This window comes from Escherichia sp. WS1265, from assembly GCF_046487585.1.
Classification (GTDB): Bacteria; Pseudomonadota; Gammaproteobacteria; order Enterobacterales; family Enterobacteriaceae; genus Escherichia; species Escherichia coli.
This window is the reverse complement of sequence record NZ_JBJQJE010000014.1, coordinates 20,968-35,734: the sequence shown is the minus strand read 5'-3', so window position 1 is coordinate 35,734 and position 14,767 is coordinate 20,968. Positions and strand designations below refer to the sequence as shown.

At 50.5% G+C, this 14,767-nt stretch carries 14 protein-coding genes and 1 pseudogene; 7 read left to right on the top strand and 8 right to left on the bottom strand.

Annotated elements, in window-relative coordinates; all coding sequences use genetic code 11:
* Positions 1-89 precede the first annotated feature (89 nt).
* Entirely contained in the window at positions 90-356 is a 267-nt protein-coding gene (gene pmrD, locus ACJHX3_RS14885; RefSeq protein WP_042097491.1) for a signal transduction protein PmrD, read from the top strand.
* Here the strand turns inward: pmrD and arnF are convergent.
* From arnF to arnB, 7 genes are read right to left on the bottom strand one after another with little or no spacing between them, the layout of a single operon-like run.
* Positions 350-736, bottom strand: a complete 387-nt coding sequence (gene arnF, locus ACJHX3_RS14880; protein WP_000523864.1) for a 4-amino-4-deoxy-L-arabinose-phosphoundecaprenol flippase subunit ArnF — start codon at positions 734-736, stop codon at positions 350-352. The genes pmrD and arnF overlap by 7 nt on opposite strands.
* The gene (arnE, locus tag ACJHX3_RS14875) at positions 736-1,071 is read right to left on the bottom strand and encodes a 4-amino-4-deoxy-L-arabinose-phosphoundecaprenol flippase subunit ArnE (protein ID WP_000638030.1); all 336 of its coding nucleotides are present in this window, start codon (positions 1,069-1,071) and stop codon (positions 736-738) included. Before arnE ends, arnF begins: the two co-directional genes overlap by 1 nt.
* On the bottom strand, positions 1,068-2,720 hold the full coding sequence (arnT, locus tag ACJHX3_RS14870; protein ID WP_094308631.1) for a lipid IV(A) 4-amino-4-deoxy-L-arabinosyltransferase: 1,653 nt from the start codon (positions 2,718-2,720) through the stop codon (positions 1,068-1,070). Before arnT ends, arnE begins: the two co-directional genes overlap by 4 nt.
* Positions 2,720-3,610: a 4-deoxy-4-formamido-L-arabinose-phosphoundecaprenol deformylase gene (gene arnD, locus ACJHX3_RS14865; protein ID WP_001600224.1), complete on the bottom strand. Its 891-nt coding sequence runs from the start codon at positions 3,608-3,610 to the stop codon at positions 2,720-2,722. The genes arnT and arnD overlap by 1 nt, the downstream gene beginning before the upstream one ends.
* Positions 3,607-5,589 (bottom strand): bifunctional UDP-4-amino-4-deoxy-L-arabinose formyltransferase/UDP-glucuronic acid oxidase ArnA, encoded by a 1,983-nt coding sequence (gene arnA / locus ACJHX3_RS14860; protein ID WP_042097488.1) that lies wholly within the window; start codon positions 5,587-5,589, stop codon positions 3,607-3,609. Before arnA ends, arnD begins: the two co-directional genes overlap by 4 nt.
* Positions 5,589-6,557 carry an undecaprenyl-phosphate 4-deoxy-4-formamido-L-arabinose transferase gene (gene arnC / locus ACJHX3_RS14855; protein ID WP_000461657.1) on the bottom strand — a complete coding sequence of 323 codons (969 nt, stop codon included), beginning with the start codon at positions 6,555-6,557 and terminating at the stop codon, positions 5,589-5,591. The genes arnA and arnC overlap by 1 nt, the downstream gene beginning before the upstream one ends.
* Positions 6,558-6,560: 3 nt before the next feature.
* Positions 6,561-7,700, bottom strand: coding sequence for a UDP-4-amino-4-deoxy-L-arabinose aminotransferase (arnB, locus tag ACJHX3_RS14850; protein WP_001469119.1), 1,140 nt, complete (start codon positions 7,698-7,700; stop codon positions 6,561-6,563).
* Between the two features lie 307 nt (positions 7,701-8,007).
* Here arnB and ais point away from each other — a divergent pair, with 307 nt between their 5' ends.
* Positions 8,008-8,610: a lipopolysaccharide core heptose(II)-phosphate phosphatase Ais gene (ais, locus tag ACJHX3_RS14845; RefSeq protein ID WP_094308632.1), complete on the top strand. Its 603-nt coding sequence runs from the start codon at positions 8,008-8,010 to the stop codon at positions 8,608-8,610.
* 38 nt (positions 8,611-8,648) lie between these two features.
* On the opposite strand, the pseudogene nudI reads toward ais, so the two are convergent.
* Positions 8,649-9,074 (bottom strand): annotated as a pseudogene (nudI, locus tag ACJHX3_RS14840) (nucleoside triphosphatase NudI).
* Between the two features lie 278 nt (positions 9,075-9,352).
* On the opposite strand from nudI, the gene ACJHX3_RS14835 reads away from it, so the two are divergent.
* From ACJHX3_RS14835 to ACJHX3_RS14815, 5 genes are all read left to right on the top strand, one after another.
* Positions 9,353-9,895 carry a YfaZ family outer membrane protein gene (locus ACJHX3_RS14835; protein ID WP_016244888.1) on the top strand — a complete coding sequence of 181 codons (543 nt, stop codon included), beginning with the start codon at positions 9,353-9,355 and terminating at the stop codon, positions 9,893-9,895.
* A 99-nt stretch (positions 9,896-9,994) separates the two neighbouring features.
* Positions 9,995-11,197: a nicotinamide mononucleotide deamidase-related protein YfaY gene (locus ACJHX3_RS14830; RefSeq protein ID WP_001561725.1), complete on the top strand. Its 1,203-nt coding sequence runs from the start codon at positions 9,995-9,997 to the stop codon at positions 11,195-11,197.
* 219 nt (positions 11,198-11,416) lie between these two features.
* Positions 11,417-12,199, top strand: a complete 783-nt coding sequence (locus tag ACJHX3_RS14825; protein ID WP_000894179.1) for an IclR family transcriptional regulator — start codon at positions 11,417-11,419, stop codon at positions 12,197-12,199.
* Between the two features lie 14 nt (positions 12,200-12,213).
* The gene (rhmD, locus tag ACJHX3_RS14820; RefSeq protein ID WP_094321893.1) at positions 12,214-13,419 is read left to right on the top strand and encodes an L-rhamnonate dehydratase; all 1,206 of its coding nucleotides are present in this window, start codon (positions 12,214-12,216) and stop codon (positions 13,417-13,419) included.
* A 56-nt stretch (positions 13,420-13,475) separates the two neighbouring features.
* The gene (locus ACJHX3_RS14815) at positions 13,476-14,765 is read left to right on the top strand and encodes an MFS transporter (RefSeq protein ID WP_024211741.1); all 1,290 of its coding nucleotides are present in this window, start codon (positions 13,476-13,478) and stop codon (positions 14,763-14,765) included.
* Positions 14,766-14,767: the final 2 nt, after the last annotated feature.

Here is a 14,767-nt window from a genome sequence, read left to right as displayed (position 1 = left end):
GCAATTTTGCCATTCCATTGCCGTTGATAATAGGTTTATCTGTTAATCTGTAAATTAATGTGAAAATTCTTATCAAGCAGGGTGGTGCAATGGAATGGCTGGTTAAAAAGTCATGCTGTGATAAACAAGATAACAGACATGTACTTAAGCTTTGTGATGCTGGTGGCACGATAAAAATGATCGCCGAAGTGAAGAGTGACTTCGCCGTGAAAGTGGGGGATTTACTCTCGCCTTTGCAGAATGCGCTTTATTGTATTAATCGTGAAAAGCTGCATACGGTGAAAGTCCTCTCGGCAAGCAGTTATAGCCCCGATGAGTGGGAACGGCAGTGTAAAGTGGCAGAGAAAACTCAGTAACGTTGTTTTGTCGTGGGCAGGAAAATCAGCATCAACCCGCTCATAATACAGGCTACTCCCAGTAGTGCTTTCAGCGAAAAAGTCCCTTCCCAGCCGGGAAGTACCATTGAAGCAATCCATACCAGCACATAACTCATACTGAGCAAGGCATAGGCTTTGCTTAGCGCAAGTTTATGTAGCGTTTTATACCAACAAAAAACGGAAAGCAGATAACCCAGCAGCCCGAGTAACAGTATCCGGGCATCCAGCCCAAAAGCTAACAGCGCCGCGATAAAATCCCATAAGTGCGTCATCGGCGGCAGATGACTCGCCGCAAAACCCAGGCTTAACTGCGCAGCTGAGGCGATAATGACGCTGAATAATCCCCACATCAGGCCCATTACACCGTACTCCCGAGGATCACAATGCCGCCAATAATGAACGCTACCCCACACCAGTGACGCAGCGATACCGGCTCGTGCCACAGTTTTACTGCAGCCAGCGTCACCCAGACAAAATTCAGACTTAACATCGGGTAGGCAATGCCTACCGGTACGTTCTGCAAGACCAGCAGCCAGAGCACCATGGCAAGACCAAGACAAGCCAGCGCCAGTCCCAGCCACAGCACGATATGTTTGCGCCGTTTGTTTATCGCCACAAAGCAGGTTGCTTGTTTCTGACACAACTGCCCGGCAACGCTAAGCAAGCTGGCAAAGACTAATGTTAGCCAGATCATTTGGGACGATACTGAATCAGCACCAGACGCTCCTGACGATCGATGGCATCTGCGGGTGGAATGGCGAGGCTGTTGATATCTTCATCGCGGTCAACCGAAAGCACGAGTGTAATAATCCCCTCCTGACGATGTTGATTAAGCCAGTTTGCGAACTCATCACCGCTGACAAACCTCCCTTTCGCATCCGGATAATTAAGGCCGTATTTCAACTCACCTGTCTGGCGATACATGATGATGTCATCGCGTTGCAGGCTCCATGCCAGACCTGCGGCAACGCCCACGCTGTCAGTAAGAATATAGCGGCTTGGCTGCAGTGATTCTTGTGTCATCTCGACAAAAAATTGCGGATGTTTTCCTTCCATGACTCTGTCAGGAATTGAAAATCCTACCAGCAACGCCAGCCCCAGCGGGCAAAGCGCGGCAAAAGACCAGGTCTTTTCGACGTTTGTTAATGTGTACCAGCCGAAAAATGCCCATAGCGAAAAAATCGACCAGGCACAAAAGACTTTATAGCTCTCGAAGGTTTGCCACACCGGCGTGTTCATTGGTCCCCAGGGGGAGACCACAAATGTGGCAATAATGCCAGTGACGCCAAAAGCGATGTTAATCCAGCCATTAATCCGCAACGCCAGAGGATTATTTTTTGCTGCCAGCAAAGCGTAATGCGCCATCAGCATTGCCAGAGGTGCAAAGCAGGAAAGAATATAGGTGGGCAATTTGCCTTTAGCGACGGAGAAAAACAGCAGCGGCATTATCGCCCAGCTCAACAAATAGACGGTTGCGGAATGCTTGCGGTTTTTCCAGCCTGCGTACAGTGCTCCGGGGAGTAATCCCAGCCACGGCAGGCTACCGGCAATGATGACCGGCAAGTAGTACCAGAACGGAGCTCTATGCTGAGCATCATCCATTGCAAAGCGTTGAATATGCTCAACCCAGAAAAAATAGTGCCAGAAGTCAGGCTCCCGCTGCGCTATCGCCAGTCCCCAGGGGAGAACCGTCAGTACGCAACTGATAACCGCCAGCCAGCCGTAAATAAAGAGATCTTTCCAGCGTTTTTGCGTTGCAACCCATGGAAGCACGCTTAATACCGGCACGGCAAGGGCGAGAAAACCTTTGGTCATCACCCCCATGCCGCAAGTGATTCCCAGCAGTAAAAATCCCGCGCTTTTGCCTTTCCACGTCTGTGCCTGCATTGCCAGCCAGAAGCTGCACATTCCCGCCACCAGCCAGAAGGCAATAAACGGATCGAGTACGGCATAAGTGCCGATGGCATAGACAATGAACAATGAGAGGTAAATCACTGCGGCGAGTAATGCCAGACGTTTATCGCGCCATAAGCGCAGAGTAAACCAGGTCACCAGCGCGGCAGTTAACAGGGTCGCAAAGATAACGCCTGCCCGCACACCAAAGTTATTCGCGCCAAATAACCATTGCCCAATGCTGTTAATCCAGTATCCGGCAATGGGTTTTTCAAAATAACGTAGCCCTAACAGATGGGGCACAATCCAGTCGCCGGATGCCAGCATTTCCCGACTGATTTCCGCATAACGCGTTTCATCTGGTTGCCAGAGCAGACGCGTGCTGATCGGTAACAGGTAATAGCAGGCAATAAACGCGAAGAGGCCGATAAGGTAACGTACCGATTTCATCAACGACTACCCACAATTTGTTGGCAACCCAGCCAGCCTTCACGTCCGGCAATATTTCCGCGAACAACTTGCCCGAGCGGCAACGTCCCTGATAACAGTTCGCTTAAAGGGCAAAATGTCACGCCTTCCTGGGCTGCGCGTTTCAGGAGATCCACAAAATTATGCTGATAAGCGCAGCCTTCAACTTCTGCATGAATGGTATAAACCGGCGTGCCTTTATCTCGCAGGATGCGGTTGAGTAACCAACCGTTAAAATCTTCTGCTTTCACATCCCGACCAATCACTTCATCCCAGGTGGGTAAGGTCACCGGAATTTGCGCAGTGCCAGGGTTTCCTGATTCGAGCAGTGGACGAAACGGCATGGCCCCACGACAATCGCTGTTGTAGCGCAAATGGAACGCTTCTTTTGCTTCGATCACCTGCTGGTCGGCACGCCAGCCAGCGGCTGCGGAGCAGGTTACCGGTTGGCCGATAATTTCTTCCAGGGTGCGAAGGCCGCGTGCGATATCGTCGACCATTGTTTGCCGATCCCAGTTACTGCTATGGGCTTGCCAGGCATGGTGATCCCAGGCGTGCAGGCCGACTTCGTGGTGTTTAGCCGCTTCACGAATGATATCGGCATTGGCATGACCAATCTCTTTACCTGGCCAGGCCGTACCTGCCAATAAAATATCCCAGCCATAAAGCGATGCTGCGTTTGAGCGCAGCATCTTCCACAAAAACTGTGGCTTCACCAGTCGCCAGAGATGGCGGCCCATATTGTCCGGCCCGACGCTGAAAAAAATGCTGGCCTGAATATTATGCTTACTCAAGATTTCCAGCAGACGCGGCACGCCTTCACGGGTGCCACGAAAGGTATCGACATCAATGCGTAAGCCTACTTTGGTCATGATGGTTTATCCGTAAGCTCGACGGTGCGCAAGAAGAAATCCAGCGTTTCGTCGATGGTTTCCTGCATATCAATTTTCGGCTCCCAGTCCAGGCAGCGGCGGGCATTGCGGATGCTTGGTTTACGATGCTCTACGTCCTGATATCCTTTGCCGTAGTAGCTGCTACTTTCGACAACGCGAAAGCCCGCAAACGGTGGGAAGTGATGGCGCAGCGGATGTTTTTCGAAGCTCGCCAGCAGCATCTCGCCCAGTTCCTCAATGCTCGCTTCGTTCTCAGGATTGCCAATGTTGATAATTTCGCCGTCGCAGCGATTTCCCGCATTTTCGATAATGCGGTACAACGCCTCGATACCATCCCGGATATCAGTAAAGCAGCGTTTTTGTTTTCCGCCATCAATTAGCTTAATTGGTGAACCTTCTACCAGATTGAGAATGAGTTGCGTAATAGCGCGGGAGCTGCCAATTCGCGCTGCATTAAGGTTATCCAGTCGTGGCCCCATCCAGTTAAACGGGCGGAAGAGGGTGAACTGTAAACCCTCTTTTTCGCCATAGGCCCAGATCACCCGATCAAGTAATTGTTTAGACACCGAATAAATCCAGCGTGGTTTATTCACCGGGCCGACGATTAAATTAGAATGGTCCTCATCGAAGTATTTATCGCTACACATCCCATAAACTTCTGAAGTCGACGGGAAGATGATTCGCTTACGGTACTTCACGCAGTAGCGGATAATGCGTAGATTCTCTTCAAAATCGAGTTCAAATACGCGCAGTGGGTTGCGGGTATATTCAATCGGCGTGGCTATCGCCACCAGCGGCAAGACGACATCACATTTTTTGATGTGATACTCAATCCATTCGGAATGAATACTGATATCGCCTTCGACAAAGTGAAAATGCGGATGATTCAGAAAACGGCTTATCGCATCGCTGCCAATATCCAGACCGTAAACTTCATAATGATCTTCGCGCAGCAGGCGTTCTGTCAGATGGTTGCCAATAAAGCCATTCACCCCGAGGATGAGTACCCGGGTACGGCGTCGGGCGGTGCAGGCAGGCTGGCTATTCAAGCGTGAACCTTGCACCAGGCCCAGCGTCTGCGCTAATTGCGAGCCCTGCATAGTAATGCCGTCGCCCGCCTGTCCGGTGACGATTTCCAGTGCGCCATCGCCACAGGCAATCAGCAGTGGCGCAACAGAAATCACGCTCCCCGGTTGTGCTGCGGGCGCATGAGAATGCACGCGTGACGACCAGACGGTAAATTTCTGATTACCAACATAGCTGAAGGCACCCGGCCACGGATCGGCAACGGCACGCACCATGTTGTGCAGCACGGATGCCGGTTTATGCCATTCGAGGAAACTGTCTTCCGGTGTTCTGCGACCAAAACAGGTGGCTTCGTTTTCGCGCTGGGCGATTTCCAGAATATTACCGTATTTAATGGCGGGTAATGTCTGCTCCAGTAGCTGGCGCGCGGCATGGCACAATTTATGATGCAGCGTAATAGCGATATCGTCTGGCGCAATGGCAATGCGCAGTTGCGCCACAATGGCCCCGGCATCGGCACGTTTCACCATTCGGTGCAATGTAACGCCAGTTTCCGTTTCACCGTTCACCAGCACCCAGTTCAGCGGCGCGCGACCACGATATTTTGGTAACAGCGAACCATGCAGATTAAATGCACCTGCGGGAGCGAGCTGCAAAATCTCGTCGCAAATAAGATGGCGATAATAAAAAGAGAAAATCACATCTGGTGATAGTTGGGCAATGCGTTCCACCCACAGCGGATGATTAACGTTATCCGGCGCATAAACCGGAATGCCCCTTTCCGCCGCCAGACGAGCTACCGAACCATAAAAGGCTTTTTCACCGGGATTATCAGTATGGGTAAAAATAGCGCTAATTTCGTAACCGGCAGCCAGCAGGGCTTCAATACCGAGGCATCCCATATCGTGGTAGGCAAAAACGACGGTTTTCATTATTCATTTTCCTTGCTGGATGGACGGATAACTTGCTGAACAAAATAGCGGGGGCGGGCGCGGACATCGGTGTAGATCCTGCCGATATATTCACCGAGTAATCCCATGCCGATAAACTGAGCGCCAATAAAAGTAAACAGCACGGCAAATAGCATAAAGACGCCTTCTGCCGCCCATTGTGGTCCGAAGGTCAGGCGTAAAATCACCAGCAGCACCGCAATGCTAAAACCTCCAATCGCAATAATGCTGCCGAGCAGACTCAGCATACGTAGCGGCGTTGTGGTAAGGCAGGTCACCAGGTCGTACATCAAATTAATCAGGCGCATAAAACTGTATTTGGATTCACCAAACTCACGCTCGGCATGATGCACTGGAATTTCAATGGCACGGCGGGCGAAGATATTCGCCAGAATCGGGATAAAGGTGCTGCGTTCATGGCAGTGCAACATCGCATCGACAATATGACGGCGATAGGCGCGCAGCATACAACCGTAGTCACCCATCGCTTTGCCGGTGGTGCGCTGAATAAGCCGGTTAATCATCTTCGATGCCGTTTTACGAAACCAGCTGTCCTGGCGGTTCTGGCGTACAGTCCCTACCACGTCGTAACCTTCATCGGCTTTTGCCACCAGACGGGGGATTTCCTCTGGCGGATTCTGGAGATCGGCATCGAGGGTAATAATTAAGTCGCCGGTAACATGACTGAATCCCGCCATAATCGCTGAATGTTGCCCGTAATTGCGGTTAAGCAAAATAGACACAATATGGCTATTCTCCGCTTGTGAGGCTTCGACCAGCATATGCGCGGAATTATCGCTACTGCCGTCATCAATCAGCAGGATCTCATACTCTTTCCCCAGTGATTCACAGGCTGTGGTGGTGCGCCTGATTAATTCCGGTAAGCTTTCCTGCTCGTTATAAACGGGAATAACCACCGAGACTTTCTTAACAGGGTGGATTTCAAACATGGCTTATTGTCCTGCGAGTTGCTGAAGGGCTGTGATGACGCGGTCGGCATCGGCGGTAGTCATATCCGGGAACAGCGGCAACGAACAGATGCGTTCGCTATTCCATTCGGTATTCGGTAACGACAGCGTGGGAAAACGCTCGCGATAATATTTTTGTGTGTGAGCGGCGCGGAAATGTAACCCGGTACCAATGCCTCTTTCTTTTAACGCTTCCATCAACGCATCGCGACTGATACCACAACGTTGTTCATCGACACGAATAATAAACAGATGCCAGGCGTGAACGTGCGGCCAGGCGGGAAGGCTTAATGGCTGAAAGGGGAGAGCTGCCAGTGCTTGCTGATATTGCTGGGCAATTTCGCGCCGACGGGTGTTGAGGTGCTCTAATTTTGCTAACTGTGTCAGGGCAATCGCGGCGTTAATATCGGTCAGATTGTACTTATAGCCCGGCGTTAAGACTTCAGCTTGCGGTGCACGGCCCCAGGTTTGTCTGTCATAGGCATCGACACCCAGACCGTGAAATTTTAGCATCCGTAGCTGGCGGGCAAGGTTTTCATTATCAGTAACAATCAGGCCACCTTCCGCACAGGTAATATTTTTGATGGCGTGAAACGAAAAAATAGCGGTACCTTTTGCGCCAATATGTCGGCCTTTGTAATACGTACCGACGGCATGGGCAGCATCTTCGATAACTGCGATGCCGTAACGTTCGCCAATGGCGCGAATGGCGTCAATATCTGCTGGCGCACCGGCATAATGCACCGGAATGATGGCTTTAGTGCGTGGCGTAATGGCTGCTTCGATCGTTTCAGGCGTGACCATCAGCGTATCGCGGTCGACATCCACCATTACCGGCGTTGCACCCAACAAGGAGATCATATTGAGGGTTGAAACCCAGGTCAGGGAAGGCGTAATCACTTCATCGCCCTTGCCAATTTCCAACGCCATTAGCGTGATATGCATTCCGGCGGTGGCTGAACTGACCGCGATGGCATGCTGATTTCCCGTCAACTGGCAAAAGGCTTGTTCAAGCGCCTGATTCTTCGGACCGGTTGTGATCCAACCGGATTCGAGAACCTCTTTAACTGCAGCGAGTTCCTCCACGCCCATTGCTGGTCGCGAAAAAGGCAAAAATTCTGACATTGCTTTTCCTTCCGCCATTGAATACCTGTCCACTTATATTTGCTATAAAGAGTGTTGTGTATATTTTGCCATTTGGAGCAAAATTTTAAGGATAGAATATTAACTTAACCTTAAGAAACTAATATTAGACGTAAATATTGAAATTTTTATATTTTTTCTTATTTAGGCTTTGCATTTGGCAAAATTTTGAGGCATTTTGCCGGCATCGCAGGATTTTTAATATTACACCAACTGCTAATTATCGCCAGAAATGTCGCTCAATTTCACGGTAATTGTCTGGTTGCGCTTGTCTATAGGTGGAGTTTACGTGTTAGCTTTTTGCCGCTCTTCGTTGAAGTCAAAAAAATATTTCATCATTTTAATGGCGCTCGCTGCAATTGCCGGACTGGGTACTCATGCCGCCTGGAGTAGCAATGGTTTGCCACGTATCGACAATAAAACGCTGGCCAGACTGGCACAGCAGCATCCGGTTGTCGTTTTGTTTCGCCATGCTGAACGTTGCGATCGTTCAACCAATCAATGCTTGTCAGATAAAACAGGTATTACGGTCAAAGGTACCCAGGATGCCCGTGAACTGGGCAACGCTTTTAGTGCTGATATCCCTGATTTCGATCTTTATTCCAGTAATACCGTCCGGACCATTCAGTCGGCGACCTGGTTTTCAGCGGGTAAAAAGCTGACGGTAGATAAACGACTTCTTCAGTGCGGTAATGAGATTTATAGTGCAATTAAGGACTTACAAAGCAAAGCGCCTGATAAAAATATCGTTATTTTCACCCATAATCATTGCCTGACATATATTGCTAAAGATAAGCGTGATGCGACATTTAAACCTGATTATCTGGATGGTTTAGTCATGCATGTGGAAAAAGGCAAAGTTTATCTGGATGGGGAATTCGTTAACCACTAAATTTTCAATCTGACAGCCAGTAATGGCTGTCATCATTATTACAGAAGACCTTTCAAACGTAACGTTTTTCGGGTGGCGACATTCAAATCATAGTGCGCCAGATCTTCAGGTTTTACCCACGCGTAGTCCTGAAACTCTTCGTTTATTTTCACTTCTCGGTTGGCAGAAACGCAGTCAAAAATCAGGTAAATCATATAAATCTCTTCCTTGCGACCATCTGCATACGTCTTGGTGCGAATATCATCGCTGAAGGTCCATGGCGTGATTTATGTCAAAAGCAGCTGTTCTCCCAGTTCTTCGCGAATTTCGCGGCGTAGTGCCTCTTCAATTCGTTCGCCAGGCTCTACGCCGCCACCCGAAAGCGCCCATTGACCGGGGAAAACGCCGCGATCGTCGGCCATTTTACACAGCAAATAAGCACCATCATTTTGAATCAAAGGGCATACAATAGTCCGTTGTCGCACAGGGGTATTCCTTATAAATTAAAAGAAACCATGAGAATACGGTAACTCAGAAATATGTGAAAGTGACAGTAATCTCTTTTGCGATGATAACTGCACTTATTATTATTTTTGTGTGTATCGATAAAGTGTGTTTATTTTTTCGGCGTTTAATTATTTAAGAAGTATTTAGTTACAATAAGTGACTAGATCCCTTTTTTCGCTCATTGAATCCTCTGTGCCAGGCAGTACAATCCCGCAGCTTTGGGAATTTTGATTTATTGCTTGTGGGAGAGGGGAAAATGAAAAAAATTGCGCTAGCAGGTCTGGCCGGAATGCTGTTGGTTTCTGCATCGGTCAATGCAATGAGCATCAGCGGCCAGGCGGGTAAAGAATACACCAATATTGGTGTCGGTTTTGGGACTGAATCGACGGGCCTGGCGTTAAGCGGTAACTGGACACATAACGACGACGACGGTGACGTCGCGGGCGTGGGGCTGGGGTTGAATCTGCCTCTCGGGCCGTTAATGGCGACCGTTGGCGGAAAAGGCGTTTACACCAACCCGAATTACGGCGATGAAGGTTATGCCGCAGCGGTAGGAGGTGGTTTGCAGTGGAAAATTGGCAACAGCTTCCGTTTGTTTGGCGAGTATTACTACTCTCCGGATTCGCTCTCCAGCGGTATTCAAAGTTATGAGGAAGCGAATGTTGGCGCGCGTTACACCATTATGCGTCCAGTCAGTATTGAGGCGGGTTATCGCTACCTGAATCTGTCGGGTAAAGACGGTAACCGCGACAACGCCGTGGCTGACGGCCCGTATGTTGGGGTTAACGCCAGTTTCTGATCCCTTCCGGCGCGGCATTCTGCCGCGCCATTCAGTTTCTTACTACGCCTTATCTCCCTTTGCGTTATAGTGATTCGATAACAAAAGCAGGAGATAACCATGTTAAAAGTGGAAATGTTATCCACCGGGGATGAAGTGTTACACGGGCAAATCGTTGACACTAACGCTGCCTGGCTGGCCGATTTTTTCTTTCATCAGGGGTTGCCTTTAACTCGCCGCAATACGGTGGGGGATAACCTTGATGACTTAGTGACCATTCTTCGCGAACGGAGTCAGCACGCCGATGTGCTGATCGTTAACGGCGGGCTGGGGCCGACCAGTGATGATTTAAGCGCACTCGCCGCTGCGACAGCAAAAGGTGAAGGCCTGGTGCTGCATGAGGCCTGGCTCAAAGAGATGGAACGCTATTTCCACGAACGTGGACGAGTAATGGCACCGAGCAACCGTAAACAAGCGGAGCTGCCTGCCAGTGCTGAATTTATCAATAACCCGGTAGGCACCGCCTGTGGTTTTGCCGTGCAGCTTAATCGTTGCCTGATGTTCTTTACCCCCGGCGTACCGTCAGAATTTAAAGTGATGGTCGAGCACGAAATCCTGCCGCGCCTGCGCGAGCGTTTTTCTTTACCGCAGCCGCCGGTTTGTCTGCGTTTGACTACATTTGGTCGTTCGGAAAGCGATCTGGCACAAAGCCTGGACACCCTGCAACTGCCGCCGGGCGTAACAATGGGCTATCGCTCTTCTATGCCGATTATCGAACTGAAACTCACCGGACCGGCAAGCGAGAAACAGGCGATGGAAAAACTGTGGCTGGACGTTAAACGTGTTGCCGGACAGAGCGTGATTTTCGAAGGTACCGAAGGACTGCCCTCGCAGATCAGCCGCGAATTGCAAACCCGCCAGTTCAGCCTGACGTTGAGCGAGCAATTCACAGGTGGTTTATTGGCTTTGCAACTTTCTCGCGCAGGTGCTCCATTGCTGGCGTGTGAAGTGGTTCCTTCACAGGAGGAAACCCTGGCGCAAACTGCGCACTGGATTACAGAACGGCGGGCCAACCATTTTGCCGGGCTGGCACTGGCTGTTTCGGGTTTCGAGAACGAGCATCTCAACTTTGCGCTAGCCACGCCAGATGGCACTTTCGCTCTGCGTGTACGTTTCAGCACTACACGCTACAGCCTGGCTATCCGTCAGGAAGTGTGCGCAATGATGGCACTGAATATGCTGCGCCGTTGGTTAAACGGTCAGGACATCGCCAGTGAGCATGGCTGGATTGAGGTTGTTGAGTCCATGACTTTATCTGTCTGATTCCGCCACTCTGTGCCGGTTTACTGCACCGGCACATTCCCCCTCCGGCAAAATTTGTCCAACCTGTTGTACTCAATAAGAAAAAATCCGTGCGCTGATTCACAAATTTGTGCGTAATTTCTCCAGTCCGCTGGACGAGGAGTGGGATTTGATGCGCTTCACAATTTTACTCCCCCTGAGCAACGAGACTGATTCCAGTATCTAAGACTGGAGTCCAGTATGTTGGAATCAAGCAAAGTTCCCGCCCTGACACGGGCTATTGATATTCTCAATTTGATTGCCCGCATTGGCCCCTGTAGTGCTGCGACGATCATTGACACATTGGGGATCCCTAAAAGCACGGCCTATTTGCTGCTTAATGAACTCAGGCGTCAGCGTTTTCTTAGCCTTGATCACCAGGAAAATTTTTGTTTGTGGACCAAGCTGGTGGAGCTTTCCGGTCATGCGTTAAGCAAGATGGATCTCCGGGAACTGGCTCGACCGCGTTTGACGCAACTGATGGATACCACCGGGCTGTTATGTCACCTGGGGATTATTGATAACGGCAGCGCTTATTACATTTTGAAAGTGGAGTCATCAGCCACTATCAGCGTGCGTTCCCATGAAGGAAAAAGCCTTTCGCTTTATCGCTCCGGAATAGGTAAATGCCTGCTTGCCTGGCAACCTGCAGCTGTACAGCAAAGTATTATCGAAGGGCTGGTCTGGGAGCAGGCGACACCCACAACGATTACTCATCCACAGCAACTTCACGAAGAACTGGCGCGTATTCGCCGTCAGGGCTGGAGTTATGACAACGGCGAAGATTATGCCGATGTCCGTTGTGTCGCTGCGCCGGTGTTTAACGCCAATAACGAGCTTACCGCTGCGATTTCGGTGGTCGGTACCCGCTTACAAATCAATGAAGAATACCGTGATTATCTGGCGGGCAAGGCCATTGCCTGCGCCAGGGATATTTCACGTCTGTTGGGATGGAAAAGTCCCTTTGACTTACAGGCCTCATAACAATGGAGAACATTATGACCCTACCAAAAATCAAACAGGTTCGCGCCTGGTTTACTGGCGGTGCGACAGCAGAAAAAGGCGCTGGCGGCGGTGATTATCACGACCAGGGGGCAAATCACTGGATTGATGATCATATTGCCACCCCGATGAGTAAATACCGCGATTACGAGCAGTCACGCCAGTCATTTGGCATTAACGTTCTTGGCACGTTGATTGTTGAAGTCGAAGCAGAAAACGGCCAGACCGGATTCGCCGTTTCGACAGCCGGTGAAATGGGCTGTTTTATTGTCGAAAAACATCTTAACCGTTTCATTGAGGGTAAATGTGTCAGTGATATCAAACTGATCCACGATCAAATGCTCAATGCCACCCTGTATTACTCCGGCTCTGGTGGCCTGGTGATGAACACGATTTCCTGTGTCGATCTGGCTCTGTGGGATCTGTTCGGCAAAGTGGTCGGGCTTCCGGTTTATAAACTTTTAGGCGGCGCAGTTCGTGATGAGATTCAGTTCTACGCCACAGGTGCGCGTCCGGATCTGGCAAAAGAGATGGGCTTTATCGGTGGCAAAATGCCGACGCACTGGGGGCCACATGATGGCGATGCGGGGATCCGCAAAGATGCCGCTATGGTCGCGGATATGCGTGAAAAATGCGGTGAGGATTTCTGGTTAATGCTCGACTGCTGGATGAGTCAGGACGTGAACTATGCCACCAAACTGGCCCACGATTGCGCGCCCTATAACCTGAAATGGATCGAAGAGTGCCTGCCGCCACAGCAGTATGAAGGTTATCGCGAACTGAAACGCAACGCGCCAGTCGGAATGATGGTCACCAGCGGTGAGCATCACGGCACACTGCAATCTTTCCGTACGCTTTCAGAAACCGGTATCGACATTATGCAGCCGGATGTTGGCTGGTGCGGTGGCTTAACCACGCTGGTGGAAATTGCCGCAATCGCCAAATCCAGAGGGCAACTGGTGGTGCCACACGGTTCGTCTGTTTACTCTCACCATGCGGTGATCAGCTTCACCAATACGCCATTCAGCGAATTCCTGATGACCAGCCCGGATTGTTCAACGATGCGTCCGCAATTTGATCCGATTCTGCTTAATGAGCCAGTGCCGGTGAATGGTCGTATTCATAAATCAGTGCTTGATAAACCCGGTTTCGGCGTCGAACTCAATCGTGACTGCAATTTGAAACGCCCCTACAACCACTAATCACTCCGGGCGTTGCTGTGACAACGGTAACGCCCACATATTCTAAGGAGCTTTTTATGAGCACCGCTTTGCTTGACGCCGTGGTGAAGAAAAACCGCGCGCGTTTAATTCCGTTTATGTTGGCGCTTTATGTGCTGGCGTTTCTCGACCGTTCGAATATTGGTTTTGCCAAACAGACCTACCAGATTGATACCGGGCTGAGTAATGAAGCTTATGCGCTGGGAGCAGGCATTTTCTTTGTGGTATACGCGTTTCTGGGGGTTCCGGCGAATCTTTTGATGCGAAAACTGGGGGCTAGAACCTGGATTGGTACGACAACACTGCTGTGGGGATTTCTTTCGGCAGCCATGGCATGGGCCGATACTGAAGCGAAATTTCTGATCGTTCGCACTCTGCTTGGTGCTGCGGAGGCCGGGTTTTTCCCTGGTATGATTTATCTCACCTCGCAATGGTTTCCGCAGCGTAATCGCGCCAGCATTATGGGGTTGTTCTATATGGGCGCACCGCTGGCGTTAACACTGGGATCACCGCTTTCCGGCGCGCTGCTGGAGATGCATGGATTTATGGGGCATCCCGGCTGGTTCTGGATGTTTGTGATTGAAGGATTGCTGGCAGTCGGCGCTGGGGTATTCACATTCTTTTGGCTTGATGACACACCGGAGCAGGCACGTTTTCTGAGTAAACAAGAAAAAACATTGCTTATCAATCAACTGGCAAGTGAAGAACAACAGAAAGTGACTTCTCGATTGAGCGATGCGCTGCGTAATGGCCGAGTCTGGCAACTGGCGATTATCTACCTGACCATTCAGGTGGCGGTTTACGGATTAATTTTCTTCCTGCCGACCCAGGTTGCTGCATTGCTGGGGACAAAAGTGGGTTTTACGGCGTCGGTGGTCACCGCCATTCCGTGGGTTGCGGCCTTGTTTGGGACCTGGCTTATTCCGCGCTATTCCGATAAAACCGGCGAACGGCGTAATGTCGCAGCGCTGACATTACTGGCGGCGGGCATTGGTATTGGTCTGTCCGGGCTGCTTTCTCCAGTACTGGCGATCGTAGCGCTGTGTGTTGCAGCCATCGGGTTTATTGCCGTGCAGCCGGTGTTCTGGACGATGCCGACACAACTGCTTTCCGGTACGGCGCTGGCGGCGGGGATTGGTTTTGTAAACCTGTTTGGTGCAGTGGGTGGGTTTATTGCCCCGATCCTGCGCGTGAAAGCAGAAACGTTGTTTGCCAGCGATGCGGCGGGATTACTGACGCTGGCAGCGGTGGCGGTCATCGGTTCGCTGATTATTTTCACTCTGCGTGTAAATCGCACTGTTGCGCAGACCGACGTGGCACATCATTAATA